Annotated in this window: 19 protein-coding genes; 11 read left to right on the top strand and 8 right to left on the bottom strand. The window is 53.5% G+C overall.

Translation table 11 applies throughout. From position 1 onward, the window contains the following. The first annotated feature begins 14 nt into the window (after positions 1–14). The 8 genes from phnJ (at position 15) to phnP (ending at position 5,442) form a co-directional block, all read left to right on the top strand. Complete coding sequence (phnJ, locus tag OGX89_RS15445; RefSeq protein WP_049259807.1) at positions 15–806, top strand: alpha-D-ribose 1-methylphosphonate 5-phosphate C-P-lyase PhnJ; 792 nt, start codon at positions 15–17, stop codon at positions 804–806. Continuing rightward, positions 803–1,561: a phosphonate C-P lyase system protein PhnK gene (phnK, locus tag OGX89_RS15440; protein ID WP_003844769.1), complete on the top strand. Its 759-nt coding sequence runs from the start codon at positions 803–805 to the stop codon at positions 1,559–1,561. Before phnJ ends, phnK begins: the two co-directional genes overlap by 4 nt. Positions 1,562–1,635: 74 nt before the next feature. Beyond that, the gene (locus OGX89_RS15435) at positions 1,636–1,866 is read left to right on the top strand and encodes a hypothetical protein (RefSeq protein WP_232397764.1); all 231 of its coding nucleotides are present in this window, start codon (positions 1,636–1,638) and stop codon (positions 1,864–1,866) included. Positions 1,867–1,877: 11 nt separating this feature from the next. Next, positions 1,878–2,564, top strand: a complete 687-nt coding sequence (gene phnL, locus OGX89_RS15430) for a phosphonate C-P lyase system protein PhnL (protein WP_126957329.1) — start codon at positions 1,878–1,880, stop codon at positions 2,562–2,564. Continuing rightward, entirely contained in the window at positions 2,561–3,697 is a 1,137-nt protein-coding gene (gene phnM, locus OGX89_RS15425) for an alpha-D-ribose 1-methylphosphonate 5-triphosphate diphosphatase (protein WP_126957331.1), read from the top strand. Before phnL ends, phnM begins: the two co-directional genes overlap by 4 nt. Before the next feature lie 2 nt (positions 3,698–3,699). Further along, positions 3,700–4,254 carry a ribose 1,5-bisphosphokinase gene (gene phnN, locus OGX89_RS15420; protein ID WP_126957333.1) on the top strand — a complete coding sequence of 185 codons (555 nt, stop codon included), beginning with the start codon at positions 3,700–3,702 and terminating at the stop codon, positions 4,252–4,254. Beyond that, on the top strand, positions 4,241–4,675 hold the full coding sequence (gene phnO / locus OGX89_RS15415) for an aminoalkylphosphonate N-acetyltransferase (RefSeq protein WP_126957335.1): 435 nt from the start codon (positions 4,241–4,243) through the stop codon (positions 4,673–4,675). The genes phnN and phnO overlap by 14 nt, the downstream gene beginning before the upstream one ends. 8 nt (positions 4,676–4,683) lie before the next feature. Beyond that, positions 4,684–5,442, top strand: a complete 759-nt coding sequence (gene phnP / locus OGX89_RS15410; RefSeq protein ID WP_126957337.1) for a phosphonate metabolism protein PhnP — start codon at positions 4,684–4,686, stop codon at positions 5,440–5,442. Between the two features lie 3 nt (positions 5,443–5,445). Here phnP and yjdP read toward each other — a convergent pair whose 3' ends face one another. The 3 genes from yjdP to OGX89_RS15395 all read right to left on the bottom strand — a co-directional run bounded on the left by yjdP (position 5,446) and on the right by OGX89_RS15395 (position 8,925). Then, the gene (gene yjdP, locus OGX89_RS15405; RefSeq protein ID WP_003826698.1) at positions 5,446–5,775 is read right to left on the bottom strand and encodes a DDRRRQL repeat protein YjdP; all 330 of its coding nucleotides are present in this window, start codon (positions 5,773–5,775) and stop codon (positions 5,446–5,448) included. A 68-nt stretch (positions 5,776–5,843) separates the two neighbouring features. Further along, positions 5,844–6,476: a GNAT family protein gene (locus OGX89_RS15400; RefSeq protein WP_063941245.1), complete on the bottom strand. Its 633-nt coding sequence runs from the start codon at positions 6,474–6,476 to the stop codon at positions 5,844–5,846. Between the two features lie 175 nt (positions 6,477–6,651). Further along, positions 6,652–8,925 carry a hybrid sensor histidine kinase/response regulator gene (locus OGX89_RS15395; protein WP_279892894.1) on the bottom strand — a complete coding sequence of 758 codons (2,274 nt, stop codon included), beginning with the start codon at positions 8,923–8,925 and terminating at the stop codon, positions 6,652–6,654. Positions 8,926–9,039: 114 nt separating this feature from the next. Here OGX89_RS15395 and OGX89_RS15390 point away from each other — a divergent pair, with 114 nt between their 5' ends. From OGX89_RS15390 to OGX89_RS15380, 3 genes are all read left to right on the top strand, one after another. Further along, positions 9,040–10,563, top strand: a complete 1,524-nt coding sequence (locus OGX89_RS15390; protein ID WP_286560749.1) for a sugar ABC transporter ATP-binding protein — start codon at positions 9,040–9,042, stop codon at positions 10,561–10,563. Continuing rightward, positions 10,556–11,551, top strand: coding sequence for an ABC transporter permease subunit (locus OGX89_RS15385; protein WP_063941242.1), 996 nt, complete (start codon positions 10,556–10,558; stop codon positions 11,549–11,551). The genes OGX89_RS15390 and OGX89_RS15385 overlap by 8 nt, the downstream gene beginning before the upstream one ends. Before the next feature lie 88 nt (positions 11,552–11,639). Then, positions 11,640–12,581 (top strand): ABC transporter substrate-binding protein, encoded by a 942-nt coding sequence (locus OGX89_RS15380; RefSeq protein ID WP_003826688.1) that lies wholly within the window; start codon positions 11,640–11,642, stop codon positions 12,579–12,581. 71 nt (positions 12,582–12,652) lie between these two features. On the opposite strand, the gene OGX89_RS15375 is transcribed toward OGX89_RS15380, so the two are convergent. From OGX89_RS15375 to OGX89_RS15355, 5 genes are read right to left on the bottom strand one after another with little or no spacing between them, the layout of a single operon-like run. Beyond that, the gene (locus OGX89_RS15375; protein WP_286560748.1) at positions 12,653–14,059 is read right to left on the bottom strand and encodes a KPHS_23130 family T6SS system protein; all 1,407 of its coding nucleotides are present in this window, start codon (positions 14,057–14,059) and stop codon (positions 12,653–12,655) included. Continuing rightward, positions 14,056–14,316 (bottom strand): PAAR domain-containing protein, encoded by a 261-nt coding sequence (locus tag OGX89_RS15370; protein WP_003826683.1) that lies wholly within the window; start codon positions 14,314–14,316, stop codon positions 14,056–14,058. Before OGX89_RS15370 ends, OGX89_RS15375 begins: the two co-directional genes overlap by 4 nt. A 1-nt stretch (position 14,317) precedes the next feature. Further along, complete coding sequence (locus tag OGX89_RS15365; protein ID WP_286560745.1) at positions 14,318–15,097, bottom strand: T6SS immunity protein Tli3 family protein; 780 nt, start codon at positions 15,095–15,097, stop codon at positions 14,318–14,320. Between the two features lie 45 nt (positions 15,098–15,142). Continuing rightward, complete coding sequence (locus tag OGX89_RS15360) at positions 15,143–15,922, bottom strand: T6SS immunity protein Tli3 family protein (RefSeq protein WP_126957345.1); 780 nt, start codon at positions 15,920–15,922, stop codon at positions 15,143–15,145. A 46-nt stretch (positions 15,923–15,968) separates the two neighbouring features. Next, positions 15,969–16,742, bottom strand: coding sequence for a T6SS immunity protein Tli3 family protein (locus OGX89_RS15355; protein WP_126957347.1), 774 nt, complete (start codon positions 16,740–16,742; stop codon positions 15,969–15,971). Position 16,743: the final 1 nt, after the last annotated feature.

The raw sequence follows: 16,743 nt of genomic DNA, 5'->3' as shown, positions 1-16,743 counted from the left end.
AGCAGACCAAACGCATGATCCGCCGCGCAATTCTGAAAGCGGTGGCAATCCCGGGTTACCAGGTCCCGTTTGGCGGACGTGAAATGCCGATGCCCTACGGCTGGGGAACCGGCGGTATTCAGCTTACCGCCAGCGTGATTGGCGAGCCGGACGTGCTGAAGGTGATTGACCAGGGCGCAGACGACACCACTAACGCCGTGTCGATTCGTAATTTCTTCAAGCGTGTGACCGGAGTGAATACCACTGAGCGTACGGAAGATGCGACGCTGATCCAGACCCGCCACCGCATCCCGGAAACACCGCTGGTGGAAGATCAGATAATCATCTTCCAGGTACCGATCCCTGAGCCGCTGCGCTTTATCGAACCGCGTGAAACGGAAACTCGCACCATGCACGCGCTGGAAGAGTACGGCATCATGCAGGTGAAACTGTATGAAGATATCGCCCGCTTCGGCCATATCGCCACCACTTACGCCTATCCGGTGAAGGTCAATGACCGCTACGTCATGGACCCGTCGCCCATCCCGAAATTCGACAATCCAAAGATGGACATGATGCCGGCCCTGCAACTGTTTGGCGCTGGCCGCGAAAAGCGTATCTATGCCGTTCCACCTTACACCCGCGTGGAAAGCCTCGATTTCGACGATCACCCGTTTACCGTGCAGAGCTGGGATGAGCCTTGTGCCATCTGCGGCTCAACCCACAGCTATCTCGATGAAGTGGTGCTCGATGACACCGGCAAACGCATGTTTGTCTGCTCCGACACCGACTACTGCCGCCAACAGAGCGAGGCCCTCAGCAAATGACGCAACCGCTGCTTTCAGTCAACAACCTGACCCATCTCTACGCGCCGGGCAAGGGCTTCAGCGATGTCTCTTTTGACCTGTGGCCAGGCGAAGTGCTGGGCATCGTCGGCGAGTCCGGTTCCGGCAAAACCACGCTGCTGAAATCGATCTCTTCACGGCTGACGCCGCAGAGCGGTGAGATTTTGTATCAGAACCGTTCGCTGTACGGCATGAACGAGGCCGACCGTCGCCGTCTGCTGCGCACCGAATGGGGCGTGGTGCATCAGCATCCGCTGGATGGCCTGCGCCGTCAGGTCTCCGCAGGCGGCAATATCGGCGAACGCCTGATGGCCACCGGCGCGCGTCACTACGGCGACATCCGCGCCACCGCTCAGCGCTGGCTGGAGGAGGTAGAGATCCCTGCCTCGCGTATCGACGATCTGCCCACCACCTTTTCTGGCGGCATGCAGCAGCGCCTTCAGATTGCCCGCAACCTCGTCACCCATCCCAAACTGGTGTTTATGGACGAACCTACCGGCGGGCTGGACGTTTCCGTACAGGCCAAACTGCTGGACCTGCTGCGCGGCCTGGTGGTGGAACTGGATCTGGCGGTAGTTATTGTCACCCACGATTTGGGCGTCGCGCGCCTGCTGGCCGACCGTTTGCTGGTGATGAAGCAAGGTCAGGTGGTGGAAAGTGGGTTAACCGATCGCGTGCTCGACGATCCGCATCATCCATATACCCAGTTGCTGGTGTCGTCGGTGTTGCAGAACTGATTTTTTGTTGTGCCGGATGGCGGCTACGCCTTTTCCGGCCTACGGAGCGGCATCGCTTGTGCCGGATGGCGGCTATGCCTTATCCGGCCTACGGAGCGGCATCGCTTGTGCCGGATGGCGGCTATGCCTTATCCGGCCTACGGAACGGCATCGCTTGTGCCGGATGGCGGCTATGCCTTATCCGGCCTACGGAACGGCATCGCTTGTGCCGGATGGCGGCTACGCCTTATCCGGCCTACGGAGCGGCATTGGTTGTAGGCCTGATAAGCGAAGCGCATCAGGCAATCGAACGCAAAAATGTCTAAAGAGGCTAAAAATGAACGCGATCCGCGTTGAAAATGTCAGTAAAACCTTTGTCCTGCATCAGCAAAACGGCGTGCGTCTACCGGTGCTGCAAAACGCCACTCTGGACGTTAAAAGCGGCGAATGCGTGGTGCTGCACGGTCACTCGGGCAGCGGCAAATCCACATTGCTACGTTCGCTGTACGCCAACTACCTGCCGGATGAAGGACGCATCCACATCCGCCACAGCGATGAATGGGTCGATCTGGTGCAGGCCCCGGCGCGCAAAGTACTGGAGGTTCGCCGTTCAACCATCGGCTGGGTGAGCCAGTTCCTGCGCGTGATCCCAAGGATTTCCGCGCTGGATGTGGTGATGCAACCGCTGCTGGATCTGGGGGTCTCCCGTGAGGAGTGTGCAGCCAAAGCAGCTAACCTGCTTACCCGCCTGAACGTGCCGGAGCGGTTGTGGCACCTGGCGCCGTCGACCTTTTCCGGCGGCGAACAGCAGCGCGTCAACATCGCTCGCGGGTTTATTGTCGATTACCCAATTCTGCTACTTGATGAGCCTACCGCCTCGCTGGACGCCCAAAATAGCGCCGCCGTCGTCGCATTAATTGAAGAGGCGAAAGCCCGCGGCGCAGCAATTGTCGGCATTTTTCACGATCAAACCGTGCGCGACCGCGTCGCGGATCGTCTGCATCTGATGGGAACAACAGCATGATTATCAATAATGTAAAGCTGGTGCTGGAAGATGAAGTGGTGCAAGGATCGCTGGAAATCGAAGGCGGGGTCATTCGCGCATTTGCTGAAAGTCCGAGCAGCCTACCTGAGGCGCTGGACGGCGAAGGCGGCTGGCTGCTACCAGGGCTTATCGAGCTGCATACCGATAATCTCGACAAATTTTTCACCCCGCGCCCAAAGGTAGACTGGCCTGCCCACTCGGCGATGAGCAGCCACGACGCGCTAATGGTCGCCAGCGGCATTACCACCGTACTGGACGCGGTGGCAATTGGCGATGTGCGCGACGGCGGCGACCGTCTGGAAAATCTGGAGAAGATGATCAATGCGGTCGAAGAGACGCAAAAGCGCGGGGTCAATCGCGCCGAGCATCGCCTGCACCTGCGCTGTGAGCTGCCGCATCACACTACCCTGCCGCTGTTTGAAAAACTAGTCAGCCGCGAGCCGGTAACGCTGGTGTCGCTGATGGATCACTCGCCAGGCCAGCGTCAGTTCGCCAATCGCGAGAAGTACCGCGAGTATTATCAAGGCAAGTATTCGCTCACCGACGAGCAGATGGCCCGCTATGAAGAAGAACAGTTAGCGCTGGCGGCGCGTTGGTCACAGCCCAATCGCACGGCGATTGCCCAGATGTGTCGTGAGCGCCAGATTGCGCTGGCGAGCCATGATGATGCCACCCATGATCATGTGCTGGAATCGCACCAGCTTGGCAGCGTGATCGCTGAATTTCCTACCACCTTCGAAGCGGCTGAAGCCTCGCGCCAGCATGGTATGAACGTGCTGATGGGCGCGCCCAACATCGTGCGCGGCGGTTCTCACTCCGGCAACGTAGCGGCACATAAGCTGGCTGAGCTGGGGCTTTTGGATATTCTCTCCTCCGACTACTATCCCGCCAGCCTGCTCGATGCGGCGTTTCGCGTAGCGGACGACGACGCCAACCGCTTTACGCTGCCACAGGCCATTCGTCTGGTGACCCGCAATCCGGCGCGGGCATTAAATCTCGACGATCGTGGCGTTGTTGCCGAAGGCAAACGCGCGGATCTGGTGCTGGCGCACCGCAAAGGCGGCAACATCCATATCGACCACGTCTGGCGTCAGGGAAAAAGGGTATTCTGACTATGGGTAAACTGATCTGGCTGATGGGGCCATCCGGCTCCGGTAAGGACAGTCTGCTGGCCGAACTCCGCCAGCAGGAACCGACACAACTGCTGGTAGCGCACCGTTACATCACCCGCGCCGCCAACGCCGGGAATGAAAATCATATTGCGCTGAGCGAACAAGAATTTTTTACCCGCGCCGGGCAGAACCTACTGGCGCTGAGCTGGCACGCCAATGGCTTCTACTACGGCGTTGGCGTGGAGATTGACCTCTGGCTACACGCCGGTTTTGATGTGGTGGTCAACGGCTCGCGCGCGCATCTGCCCCAGGCGCAGGCCCGTTACGGCACATCTTTACTCCCCATTTGCTTACAGGTTTCTCCGGCGATTCTACGCCAGCGCCTGCAGGCGCGTGGACGGGAGAGCGAAACGGAAATCGCCGCCCGCCTTGAACGCGCAGCCCGCTACGCCCCGTATGACTGCCACGTCCTGAACAACGATGGAAGTTTGCTACAGTCTGTCGATACACTACTCACACTGATGGGACGCAAGGAGAAGAAACATGTCTGTCTGTGAATTACGCCGCGCCACGCTATACGATACCGATGCGGTTTACGCGCTTGTCTGTGAGTTGAAGCAGGGCCAATTCGATCTGCAGGCCTTTAGCGCTGGCTACGCCGCAAATCTGCAAGATCCCAATATGCACTACCAGCTGGCGCTGCTCGACGGACAGGTCGTCGGCTTGATCGGCCTGCACCTGCAGTTTCATCTGCACCACGCCAACTGGATTGGCGAGATTCAGGAACTGGTGGTGATGCCACAGGCACGAGGGTTAAGGGTCGGCAGTCAGTTACTGACCTGGGCCGAAGCCACCGCGCGCGAAGCGGGCGCAGAAGTCACCGAACTTTCCACCAGCACCCAACGCCTTGACGCACACCGTTTTTACCAGCGTGAAGGCTATACCATGAGCCATTTTCGCTTCACCAAACCGTTGTAGGGGGAGCCATGAGTCTGACCATTACGCTGACGGGAACGGGCGGCGCACAGCTAGTGCCGACATTTGGCTGCGACTGCGCGGCCTGCCAACGAGCACGCTTACAGGCACAATACCGTCGACGCCCATGTAGCGGGGTGGTCAAGTTCAATAATGCGGTGACGCTGCTGGACGCGGGGATCCCGCATCTGATGGACGACTGGCCGGCGGGCAGCTTCCAGCAGTTTCTGCTGACCCATTATCATATGGATCATGTACAGGGATTGTTTCCGCTACGTTGGGGCGTGGGGACGACCATCCCGGTGTACGGTCCGCCGGATGAACAGGGTTGCGACGATCTGTTTAAGCATCCCGGCATCCTCGATTTTAGCCATACCGTGGCACCGTTCGTGGTGTTCGACCTGCAAGGATTGCAGGTAACACCGCTACCGCTCAACCATTCAAAGCTGACGTTTGGTTATCTGCTGGAGACCGCACATAGCCGCGTGGCGTGGCTCTCCGATACCGCCGGACTTCCCGACAAGACGTTGAAGTTTCTCCACAATAACCAGCCTCAGGTGATTATCATTGACTGCAGCCATGCCCCGCGCGCCGAGCCACCGCGCAATCATTGTGATTTAAACACCGTTATCGCATTGAACGAGGTTATCCGCTGTCCACGAGTGATCCTGACGCACATCAGCCACCAGTTCGACCTGTGGATGATGGAAAATCAGCTTCCCGCTGGGTTTGAGGCAGGATATGACGGAATGGAGATTGTTCTGGAGTAACAGCTAACGATCGTAATCTTCTTCCATTCTGCGTTCGTCGTCTTCTAACTGACGCCGTTCCTGATCGAGCTGGCGCTGACGGTCATCCAGTTGGCGACGTCGATCTTCAAACTGGCGGCGGCGATTGTCATATTGCCTGCGCCGGTCGTCACTCATCTGGCGCTGCCAGCTTTCATCACGGGAGTCATCATAATCCCGCCCGTTGTCCGGTTTGTATGCGTCGTTAATCGCCTGCTGAATATTACCAATGGCGTCATCAATAATATCCGCCTGCGCTGACATGGTGGTCAGTGACAGCAAGCTAAACAATAAAAGCATGGGATAACATTTCATAAGCCAGACCCGAAGTTGAACTGGCTTTACGTTAGTCAACGCAGAAAAGAAGGTGTAGCGGAGGAATCTCAAACTCGATAGGACGCCCCTGGCTCCATCAACTGGTAAGCGCGTTGTTTTTCCTCTGCCACCAAAACAACACCGTGGCATTTTGTATCTGGTGACATGCTCCATATCCGCTCTTCTGGGATACATCCCCCATCATATATAACTTTCGAACCATCATACGGCCAGAATGCGTTTTGCTCCGTGTCCAGGATAAAAACTGAGATGTATTCAGACTCACGCGCAATTTTCTGCCAGAGCATTTTCCCGCCATCATATTGCTCAAAATCGCTAATCAGCGTTACACCACAGCGCAAAATCAGTGCTTCATACAGGCGCGTCGCCAACCCTTTATCTCGTTCGGACGGATTAACACATATCCCTTCTATCTGAAACACAGACGCCTCTTCCCAACATCGCTCCACCGTTAGAATATCGTTGTCCAGGTAGGGTTTACGCTGCAAATCCAGTGCAGCAAGAACCCGATGGCGAGGCACGCCATTAAAAATCTCAATATCAGCTTCAATGATTGCTGCGCGTGGAGTTTGCCTGTCATAAATAACCAGCAGAATACGCCCGGAAAGCTCAAACGTATCCACCACCTTAAACGAGCGGGCGACGGCCATCGGGCTATACGTTGTCGGCATCACAATCATCTGCGAATCACCTCTTGTTAGTACTGGCATAATTCCTTTTATATCCTAATCGGGCTGTGTTTGCTCAGATTAGCATCACCCGTTTGCTCCCTGGTCTTGATGAATTCCTAATCTCTTTGGCAGGTTTAGTTTTCCGAAGGAAGCTCGCAAAATAGTATGCGAAGAGGACAATGTCTTAGCGGTATGACTGTTCACTTTTCCGCAGCGCCTGCGCAAGCTCTCCCCGGGTAAAAGGCTTACGCAATAGCGCCACATCCGGCAGCGCCGGGTTATGCGCCGGACGTAAATCCTGACCGCTTATCAGCAGGATGGACAACTGCGGATAATGTGCCTGGACATGGTTAACCACATCCACGCCGCTTAAACCACCTGGCAGCATTAAGTCGCTAATAAAAATATCAATCTCGGATGAAGCCGCCAGCATATGCATCGCCTGTTCCCCGTTTGCGGCCTCTAACGTCAGGTAGCCCAGCAGGTGTAATTGCTCGCACAACGTCTGGCGTACATCGTCCTCATCCTCGAGCACCAACACCAGTTTTTCACCGCTGTTCGCCGCATGTACCGCTACCGCTTCCACTTGAGCCTGCACCGGCACAACGGCACGAGGTAGTTGCAACCTGACCGTCGTTCCCTGCCCGGGAGCGCTTTCAATCTCCACCCGGCCACCGGACTGGCGCACAAAACCGTAGACCATCGACAGCCCCAGTCCGCTGCCGCTACCGGTCTGTTTGGTGGTGAAAAACGGCTCGAAGACCTGGGCTTTCACCTCCTGTGACATCCCGCTTCCCTGGTCGGCAACCTCCAGCATCACCATGTCCTGCTTGCGCCCATCGCTGCGCGTGACCCGCTGATTCCAGGTACGGATTTTAATCGTGCCCGCCTGCCCGTCCATGGCGTCACGGGCGTTCATCACCAGATTGATAATGGCGTTTTCCAGTTGGCTGACGTCAATCCACGCGGGCCAGGCGGGAGACTGGGCTTCAATCTCCAGCGTCAACGTGGCCGGAAGAGAGTGGCGCATCAGTTCGCCCAGATTTTCCAGCAGCGTTTTCAGCTCCACCGCATGAGGGTGCAACGACTGTTTGCGCGAAAAGGCCAGCAGTCGCTGGGTAAGCAGCGCCCCGCGCTCGGCGGCTTTTAGCGCCCGATTGACCCGTGGCGCATCGGGCGACTCCGGATTCACCAGATCCAGACTGCCAATAATAACCGCCAGCAGGTTATTGAAATCATGTGCTAATCCACCCGTCAGTTGCCCCACCGCCTTCAGCTTTTGGCTGTGCAACAGCGCTTCTTCCAGCCCCTGACGCTCGGTGCGATCGATTTCCATCTGGCTGGTTTTTTCTTTTAGCAATCGGGTGGTGTGCTCCAGCGACGCCGTATTCCGGGCAAAGACGCTAAAGGCGCGGGCCAGCTCGCCTAACTCATCACGCCGCTGCAGGGCCGGGACGCTGACGTCTGATTCACCGTGCGCCAGCCGGGTCATCGCCCGTGAAATGGCCGTCAGGTTGGAGCCGAGATTACGGTAGATATACCATCCGGCAAAACCGGTGATCACCACCGCCAGCAGCGCAAACACTAAAATAAACAACGCGCCGGATTGCAGTTCCTGATGGCTTTGCGCCACCCGCTGCTCTGAGATCAGCGCCACCTGCGAGGCATACTGATTGATATCGCTGTTGAGGATCGCCACCAGCGCTTTGATATGAAACATATACCAGTTGATGGCCAAATCGCTCTGCTCCAGCGCGGAAGAGAGCGGCTCCAGCTTATGCAGCTCCTGGTTGAAGTCGTTGAGGATACCGCTAATCAGCGGACTAGCATGGCGCAAGGGAAGCGCAGGCATCACCGCATCCAGTTGTTTCACCACCGAACGCGGCGTGGGCGTGTCGATGGCGGCAACAATTAAGCGGTCCATCTGCCCCAGCAGCGCATCATCCTGCGCGCCGGTCAACTTTTGCAGATGACGTAAATAGCTTTGATTTTGATACAGCGAACTGAGCAACGCGTTACGCTCCAGGTGTCGCCGCTGCCCGCGCTGCAACATCCCTTCTACGCTGCTTTGTAGTTCATTACTGCGCTGGATAATACGCTCGACTAGCACCGGCTCTTGCTGCGCCAGCGGCGCGGTAGCCAGTTGTTCCAGCGACTGCTTCAGCGCCTTTTGCGTCTCCTGCAGCCGCTCCGCTTCCCCTTTGTATTCCAGCGCCCCGACCACCTGCGACAGCCGCACTGCCGCCGTCGCCACGTTCGCCGTATCGCGCGCCAGGTTCATGCTGCCGGTCATGTCGTCAACGGTTTGCTGCTGCACCTGCTCCTGAATCTGGCTTGCGTGCTGAAAACCCAGCACCGCCACGCCGCTCACCATCAGCGTGACCGCCACCACCAGCAGATTGAAGAACAGCAATCGTCCGCGCGCACTGGCGAAAAAGTGACGTCCCGGTTGCGGCATATCACGCTCCGTGAAGAAAAATCGCAATATGACAAATATGAACGGCTTCTGACATTTTGCATTTACATTCCTGTGATGGACTGCTGATATCGGCCACCCCACAGGAGATCCGCCATGAGCAGGACACCGGTTCTGGAGATGCGCAACATTGCTAAAGCGTTTGGCAAATTTTACGCGCTGAAAGGGGTCGATTTAACGGTCTGGCCGGGCGAGATTCATGCCCTGATGGGCGAGAATGGCGCGGGGAAGAGCACCCTGATGAAGATCCTCGCAGGGGCCTATACCGCCACCAGCGGTGAGATCCTGATTGACGGTCAGCCGTTCCACATTCGCGGGCCAAAAGACGCGCTTAGCGCAGGCATCACGCTGATGTATCAGGAGATGCAGCTCGCGCCAAACCTGACAGTGGCAGAAAATATCTTTCTTGGCAGCGAGCTGTCGCGCGGCGGTCTGGTCCAGCGTAAAGAGATGGTCATGCAGTCGCAGAAAGTTATCGACCGACTCGGCGCCCAGTTTAAGGCCAGCGACCGCGTGATGACGTTGACCATCGCCGAACAGCAGCAGGTGGAAATTGCCCGCGCCCTGCACCGTAACAGCCGCATTCTGGTGATGGATGAACCCACCGCCGCCCTCTCCTCACGTGAAACCCATCGCCTGTTTGAACTGATCATGCGCCTGCGCGATGAGGGGATGGCGATTATCTACATCAGCCACCGCATGGCGGAAGTGTACGAACTCTCGGACCGCGTCAGCGTCCTGCGCGACGGACAATATGTTGGCAGCCTGACCCGCGACAAGCTCAACGCCTCGGAGCTGGTGCGCATGATGGTGGGTCGTCCGTTAAGCGATCTGTTCAACAAAGAGCGCGACATTCCCTTAGGTAAAGCACGCCTCAACGTTCATCACCTGACCGACGGCCATAAAGTCCAGCCGTGCAGCTTGCTGGTACGCTCCGGGGAGATCGTTGGCCTGGCCGGGTTAGTCGGTGCCGGGCGTTCTGAGCTGGCTCAGTTGATTTTTGGCGTTCGTAAAGCCATCGGCGGCATGATTGAAGTAGACGGTGAACCGGTAGTGATCCACTCCCCGCGCGAGGCGATTGACCACGGCATTGGCTTTCTGACGGAAAACCGCAAAGAGCAGGGATTATTTTTAGAGCTGGCAGCGGCAGAAAACATCACCATGGCAACGCTGGAGCGTGACGCCAACTGGGGCATGCTCGATCGCAAAAAGGCGCAGGCTATTTCCGATGACGCCATCAAGCTGCTCAACATCCGCGTGCCGCACGCACAGGTACGCGCGGGCGGGCTGTCTGGCGGAAATCAGCAAAAACTGCTGATTTCACGCTGGGTCGCGATCGGCCCACGTATTTTGATCCTCGATGAACCCACGCGCGGCGTGGATGTTGGCGCCAAAAGCGAGATCTACCGGATCATGAACGATATGGCGCGCAAAGGCGTAGCGATCCTGATGATCTCCAGCGAACTGCCGGAAGTCGTCGGCATGAGCGATCGCGTGTACGTCATGCGGGAAGGCAGCATTGCCGGCGAGCTGAACGGACAAAGTATTACCCAGGAAAATATTATGACGCTGGCTACCGGCGTGAACGACTCCCACCATCAGGCGGTGCCCCATGAATAATCCAACCCCTCCCCAGCAGGTGGCGAAATCCGCCTCCGCGAAAAGAATGCTGATGAGCGATCTGATGCAAACAGTCGGCATCTTACCGATTCTCATCCTGATTGTGGCGGTATTTGGCTTTATCGCGCCCAACTTTTTTACCGAAAGCAACCTGCTGAATATAACCCGTCAGGCGTCGATCAACATCGTGCTGGCGGCTGGCATGACCTTCATTATTTTGACCGGCGGGATCGACCTCTCGGTTGGCTCGATTCTCGGCACCACCGCCGTCGCAGCCATGGTCGTTTCTCTTATTCCTGAGCTTGCCATGCTGTCAATTCCGGCGGCGCTGATGCTCGGCCTGGTGCTGGGATTATTTAACGGCGCGCTGGTCGCTTTTGCCGGACTACCGCCGTTTATCGTCACGCTTGGAACCTATACGGCGCTGCGCGGCGTGGCCTATCTGCTGGCCGACGGTACAACGGTGATTAACTCCAATATCAGCTTTGAGTGGATCGGTAACAACTATCTCGGCCCGGTTCCGTGGCTGGTGGTCATTGCGCTGGCGGTGGTGGTGGTGTGCTGGTTCATTCTGCGCCGCACCACGCTCGGCGTTCATATCTACGCGGTCGGCGGCAATATGCAGGCCGCACGTTTAACCGGGATCAAAGTGTGGCTGGTGCTGCTGTTCGTCTACGGCATGAGCGGTTTGCTCTCAGGTCTTGGCGGGGTGATGAGCGCCTCGCGGCTGTATAGCGCCAACGGCAACTTAGGTATGGGTTACGAGCTGGACGCCATCGCGGCGGTGATCCTCGGCGGCACCAGCTTTGTTGGCGGGATCGGCACCATAACCGGCACGCTGGTGGGGGCGTTGATAATCGCCACGCTCAATAACGGCATGACGCTAATGGGCGTCTCCTATTTCTGGCAACTGGTGATCAAAGGGGCGGTGATCATCATAGCGGTGCTAATCGACAAATACCGTACCCGACACCATCAAAGTGCATAGACAAGCTTACTGGCCTGCTCATTCGTAGGCCTGATAAGCGCAGCGCCATCAGGCGTATAACAACAATACCCTACGTGAGGAAACGAGTATGCGTTTGAAGCCATTAGTGACCGCGCTCTGTGCTGGCGCCCTGCTTGCTGCAGCTCCGTTTGTGCAGGCAAAAGAACTGAAATCGATTGGCGTTACGGTGGGCGATCTGGCCAACCCGTTCTTCGTGCAGATCACCAAAGGCGCGGAGCTGGAAGCACGCAAGCTGGCAGGTGATAGCGTTAAAGTAACGCTGGTTTCCAGCGGTTACGATTTGGGGCAACAGGTGTCGCAGATCGACAACTTTATTGCCGCCAAAGTCGACATGATTATCCTTAACGCCGCCGACTCCAAGGGCATCGGCCCGGCGGTAAAACGCGCGAAAGACGCCGGGATCGTGGTGGTTGCCGTTGACGTGGCAGCGGAAGGCGCAGACGCGACCATTACCTCCGATAACACCCAGGCAGGTGAAATGGCCTGTAAATACATTACCGACCGCCTGAAAGGCAAAGGCAACGTCGTCATCATCAACGGGCCGCCGGTTTCCGCCGTCCAGAACCGCGTGGAAGGCTGCCAGACTGAGTTTAAACGCCACCCTGACATCAAGGTGCTGTCGCATAACCAAAACGCCAAAGGCAGTCGCGAAGGCGGGCTGGAGATCATGACCGCGCTGCTGGCGGCGAATCCGAAGATCGACGGCGTATTCGCCATTAACGATCCGACGGCGATCGGTGCCGATCTGGCGGCAAAACAGGCGCAGCGTAGCGAATTCTTTATTGTCGGCGTAGATGGATCCCCAGACGGTGAAGAAGCGCTGAAGCGCGAAAACTCACTATTTGTGGCGACTCCGGCACAAGATCCGCAGGTGATGGCTGCCAAAGCGGTCGAAATCGGCTATGACATATTGCAGGGGAAACCCGCCCCGAAAGAACCCGTGCTGATCCCGGTGACGATGATCGATAAAAACAACGTCGGCAGTTATAAGGGTTGGACGGTGAAATAAATCCTGAACCGACTAAGGCTCCTGCCACAAAGAGAGTCAAAGAAGCAAGAGCGCCCGTCAGGGCGCTTACCTCATAAAAACTGAGAGTAATAAATATCCATTTCCTCTTCTATATTATGACTCAGTATAAAAGAAAAAATCATAACCGCCGTGTAAATAACCAGAATACCAATAACCAAAGGTGCAAACGTATACCAGGGGTGACTTTGGAACAGTTCTAGTGGTACGAGACTTACAAATCCCATACACCATAAAATAATTGCGCACAATTTTATGACTCTCCAATAATCATGGAAATCCAGCTTATCAAGTGCAGGCCAGCATCCTGGATATTTAGCAGCTATTATGCCGGATTGAATAGTATCTGCGGATGTACTGGCGAATAACTGATGGCATTGACCATATTTTGCAGCATCCGCAGCCAACGCTAATACAACCCAGCGCTGAACCTCTGTGCTTTGCCCAGTGACGGCCTCCAGTTCATATCGACTATCGGCCAAAATGCTCGTTTTTGCGTTTTCTATCCCACTAAATAATACGAACTTTGACTGCTTATCCAGTGAGTTGAACCATAGTTTTTTAATTTTACTGACATCAACTTGCTGTGCAGAAAGATATGTACTTACGATTTCATCAAGATAGTAAGGGGTACTGTCCATCATGCGTAATAAATATAAAGGTGTGTCTTTATCTTTAAGCAGTTGTGTATTGGTAAAAATAAAAGCATTAGCACTTTCAAAAAAATCAGAATTATTTTTATCATGCAATTCAACGGTAATAACCAGGTTATTTTCAGAAATATTTAAATCAACCCACTCATTTATTAAAAAATAATCAGGACATTTGTGAAGAATATTGATTTTTCCGACCTTATCGTTGGGGATGCTCAGACTTGCCAGCACCGCCTTGAAACTATTGCCGATAGTGTCATCCGCTCCCTTAACGTATAGCCAGGTAGTAAAAGGCCGATAATCCCTGACAAGAGAACATTTGAGGGGCTCTATCAACTGCCTTAGTACTTTATCAACTCTGGCGTCATCCATTGAGTCAACTTCAATATCAATGCGTAACGGCGTTGCAGAACCTTCTGGCGCTTCACCCTCTAGTTTCTGAATTTTTAATGCCAGTTCAGGCACCGGGAGAATGGATGAATAGTCTAAAAGAGGCAATGCCCGTATTGCCCAGTTTTTCCACTGGTTCATACCATACTGCTCAAGATAACCCGCATAGTAACATGGAAAAGATATAACACCGTAAGTGATTACCACCACACACCAGATTGCTAACACTATTAGCGACGGGATACCTATTGCATTCCATATCAGATCATCAGGAACTTTCTTGTCCTGCAACCAGCTGAATATATTGTACGTTATAAAAAACAGAAAGATAGCACAGCTAATGATCAGCATAATATTAAGCGGGAATTTTTCTGGTTCTTCATAGGGATTCTTGTTTGGTATCTTCCATTTCCTCATTTGCTTGTCCCCGCCGTTGGTAGCGTGGTTTTAATTGCACAACCACATGCGGCCCTACAGCCATCCACAACGACGCCTTTGCCGTCCATTGTCCAGGTTGGCTCAAAATCAAGTATTGGGAAGGTACCTTTGTGCAGAATACAAACCACAGTATCCCCCTGTAAAGCGACAGGAATTCCCATAAACTTGCTACCAGAAGCTTTATTGACATATCCGCCATTTTCCAGCGGATCGTTTAGCCTGATTACACCTTTCATATTATTTCCCTGTATCCATATCGCAGTGCATCCGGGTCCAGCCCTTATAGCCAACCACCTCCGGTTCTTTGTCCGGCAGGTTTTGATAGTTGGCCTTATAACCTTCCGTTAAATGGGCTAAGGATTCTTTCATAAATACCACCGTTCCCCAGGCATCACCTGGAGATTCAGGTCTTATATGGCCGTTCACATACTCGCCACCGGATTTATGCTTGCCAGGTCTGTAGAGATAATAGGTGTCATTAAAGTATTGATAGTCTATACCTGGACCACCCGGCGCCAGACGCGGGTCGTCAAAAGGGTATGAGCTCATATACAAATGTCCTTGTGCAGTGGAAATAAATGCCTGATTATTAACCACCACCACTCTTTTTATTTCTTTTCCTTCAGGTCTATCTACCATATTCCCATCAGAATTTTTCTCTTGCCCCTGAGATGGGGACATATACGTTGCGACCTGCCACGTTTGTCCATAGTCTTTAGATATTGTGTATGCACCTGGCTCCCATCGCGGTATCAGAATATACTTATCTGACGAATGAATATATACTCCGGAAAATATCCGATACGTTGAATAAATGCCATTTACTAATTCTTTATGTATATTCCGCCTGGTATCATGATACCAAAGCGCTCCCTCACAATTATAGCCTTTTAATTCCAGATATCGGTTATCATCAAACCGGTAAATTACCTGTGAGGGTGTTTTTTTTGTACAGCCAGAGATAACACATAGTGAAATTGCTGCGACGATTACTCTTACCACATTTCCCATTTTCATATTTATCCTTAAACATTAAGCGGTTTGGGCATATCCCATTGCAGATTATTTCCCTGCATCCATATCGCAGTGCATCCGGGTCCAGCCCTTATAGCCCACCACCTCCGGCTCTTTGTCCGGCAGGTTTTGATAGTTGGCCTTATAACCTTCCGTTAAATGGGCTAAAGATGCTTTCATAAACACCACCGTTCCCCACGCAGCACCTGGAAACTCAGGACTGGTATGGCCGTTCACATACTCGCCACCGGATTTATGCTTGCCTGGCCTGTAGAGATAATAGGTGTCATCAAAGTATCGATAATCTATACCCGGACCACCCGGCGCCAGACGCGGATCGTCAAAAGGGTATGAGCTCATATACAAATGCCCCTGTGCAGTGGTAATAAATGCCTGATTATTAACCACCACCACTCTTTTTATTTCTTTTCCTTCAGGGCTGTCACGCATAACACCATCTGAGTTTCTCTCCAGCGCCGGGAAAGGGGCCATATATGTTGCGACCTGCCACGTTTGTCCGTAATCTTTAGATATTTTATATGCCCCAGGCTCCCATCGCGGTATCAGAATATACTTATCTGATGGATGAATATATACTCCGGAAAAGATCTGATACGTTGAATAAACGCCATTTACTAATTCCTTATGTATATTCCGCCTGGTATCATGATACCAAAGCGCTCCCTCACAATTATAGCCTTTTAATTCCAGATATCGGTTATCATCATAGCGATAAATAATCTGTGAGGGTGTTTTTTTCGTACAGCCAGCGATAGCACATAGCGAAATAGTTCCGATTATTATTTTTAACGCACTTCCCTTATTCATAATTCATCCTTAAACATTAAGCGGTTTTGGCATATCCCATTGCAGATTATTTCCCTGCATCCATATCGCAGTGCATCCGGGTCCAGCCCTTATAGCCCACTACCTCCGGCTCTTTGTCCGGCAGGTTTTGATAGTTAGCCTTATAACCTTCCGTTAAATGGGCCAAGGATGCTTTCATAAACACCACCGTTCCCCAGGCATCACCTGGAGATTCTGGTCTCATATGGCCGTTCACATACTCGCCACTGGATTTATGCTTGCCTGGTCTGTAGAGATAATATGTATCATCAAAGAATTGATAATCTATACCCGGTCCACCCGGCGCTAAGCGCGGGTCGTCAAAAGGATATGAACTCAGATATAAATGCCCCTGCGCCGTGGTAATAAATGCCTGGTTATTGACCACCACCACTCTTTTTATTTCTTTTCCTTCAGGTCTGTCGACCATATTTCCATCTGAATTTTTCTCTTGCCCCTGAAATGGAGACATATAGGTTGCGACCTGCCACGTTTGTCCGTAATCTTTAGATATTTTATATGCTCCCGGCTCCCATTCAGGGACCAGAATGTACTGCTCTGAAGGATGAATATACACTCCCGTGAATACTCTATAGATTGGGTTGCCATAAATTGACTTGTTGATCTTTCTTTTTACGTCATGGTAAACAACATATCCTTCACAATCATAACCGATCAACTCCAGGTAACGATTATCATCAAACTGATAAATTACCTGTGAGGGTATTTTTTTTGTACAGGCAGTGATAGCGCATAGTGAAACTGCGCCGATTATTATTCCTACCGTATTTCCCAGTTTCATA

Source organism: Citrobacter sp. Cpo103 (assembly GCF_030332605.1).
Taxonomy (GTDB): domain Bacteria; phylum Pseudomonadota; class Gammaproteobacteria; order Enterobacterales; family Enterobacteriaceae; genus Citrobacter; species Citrobacter portucalensis.
Note: the sequence above shows the minus strand (reverse complement) of the source record. Positions and strands in the feature narration are given on the sequence as shown.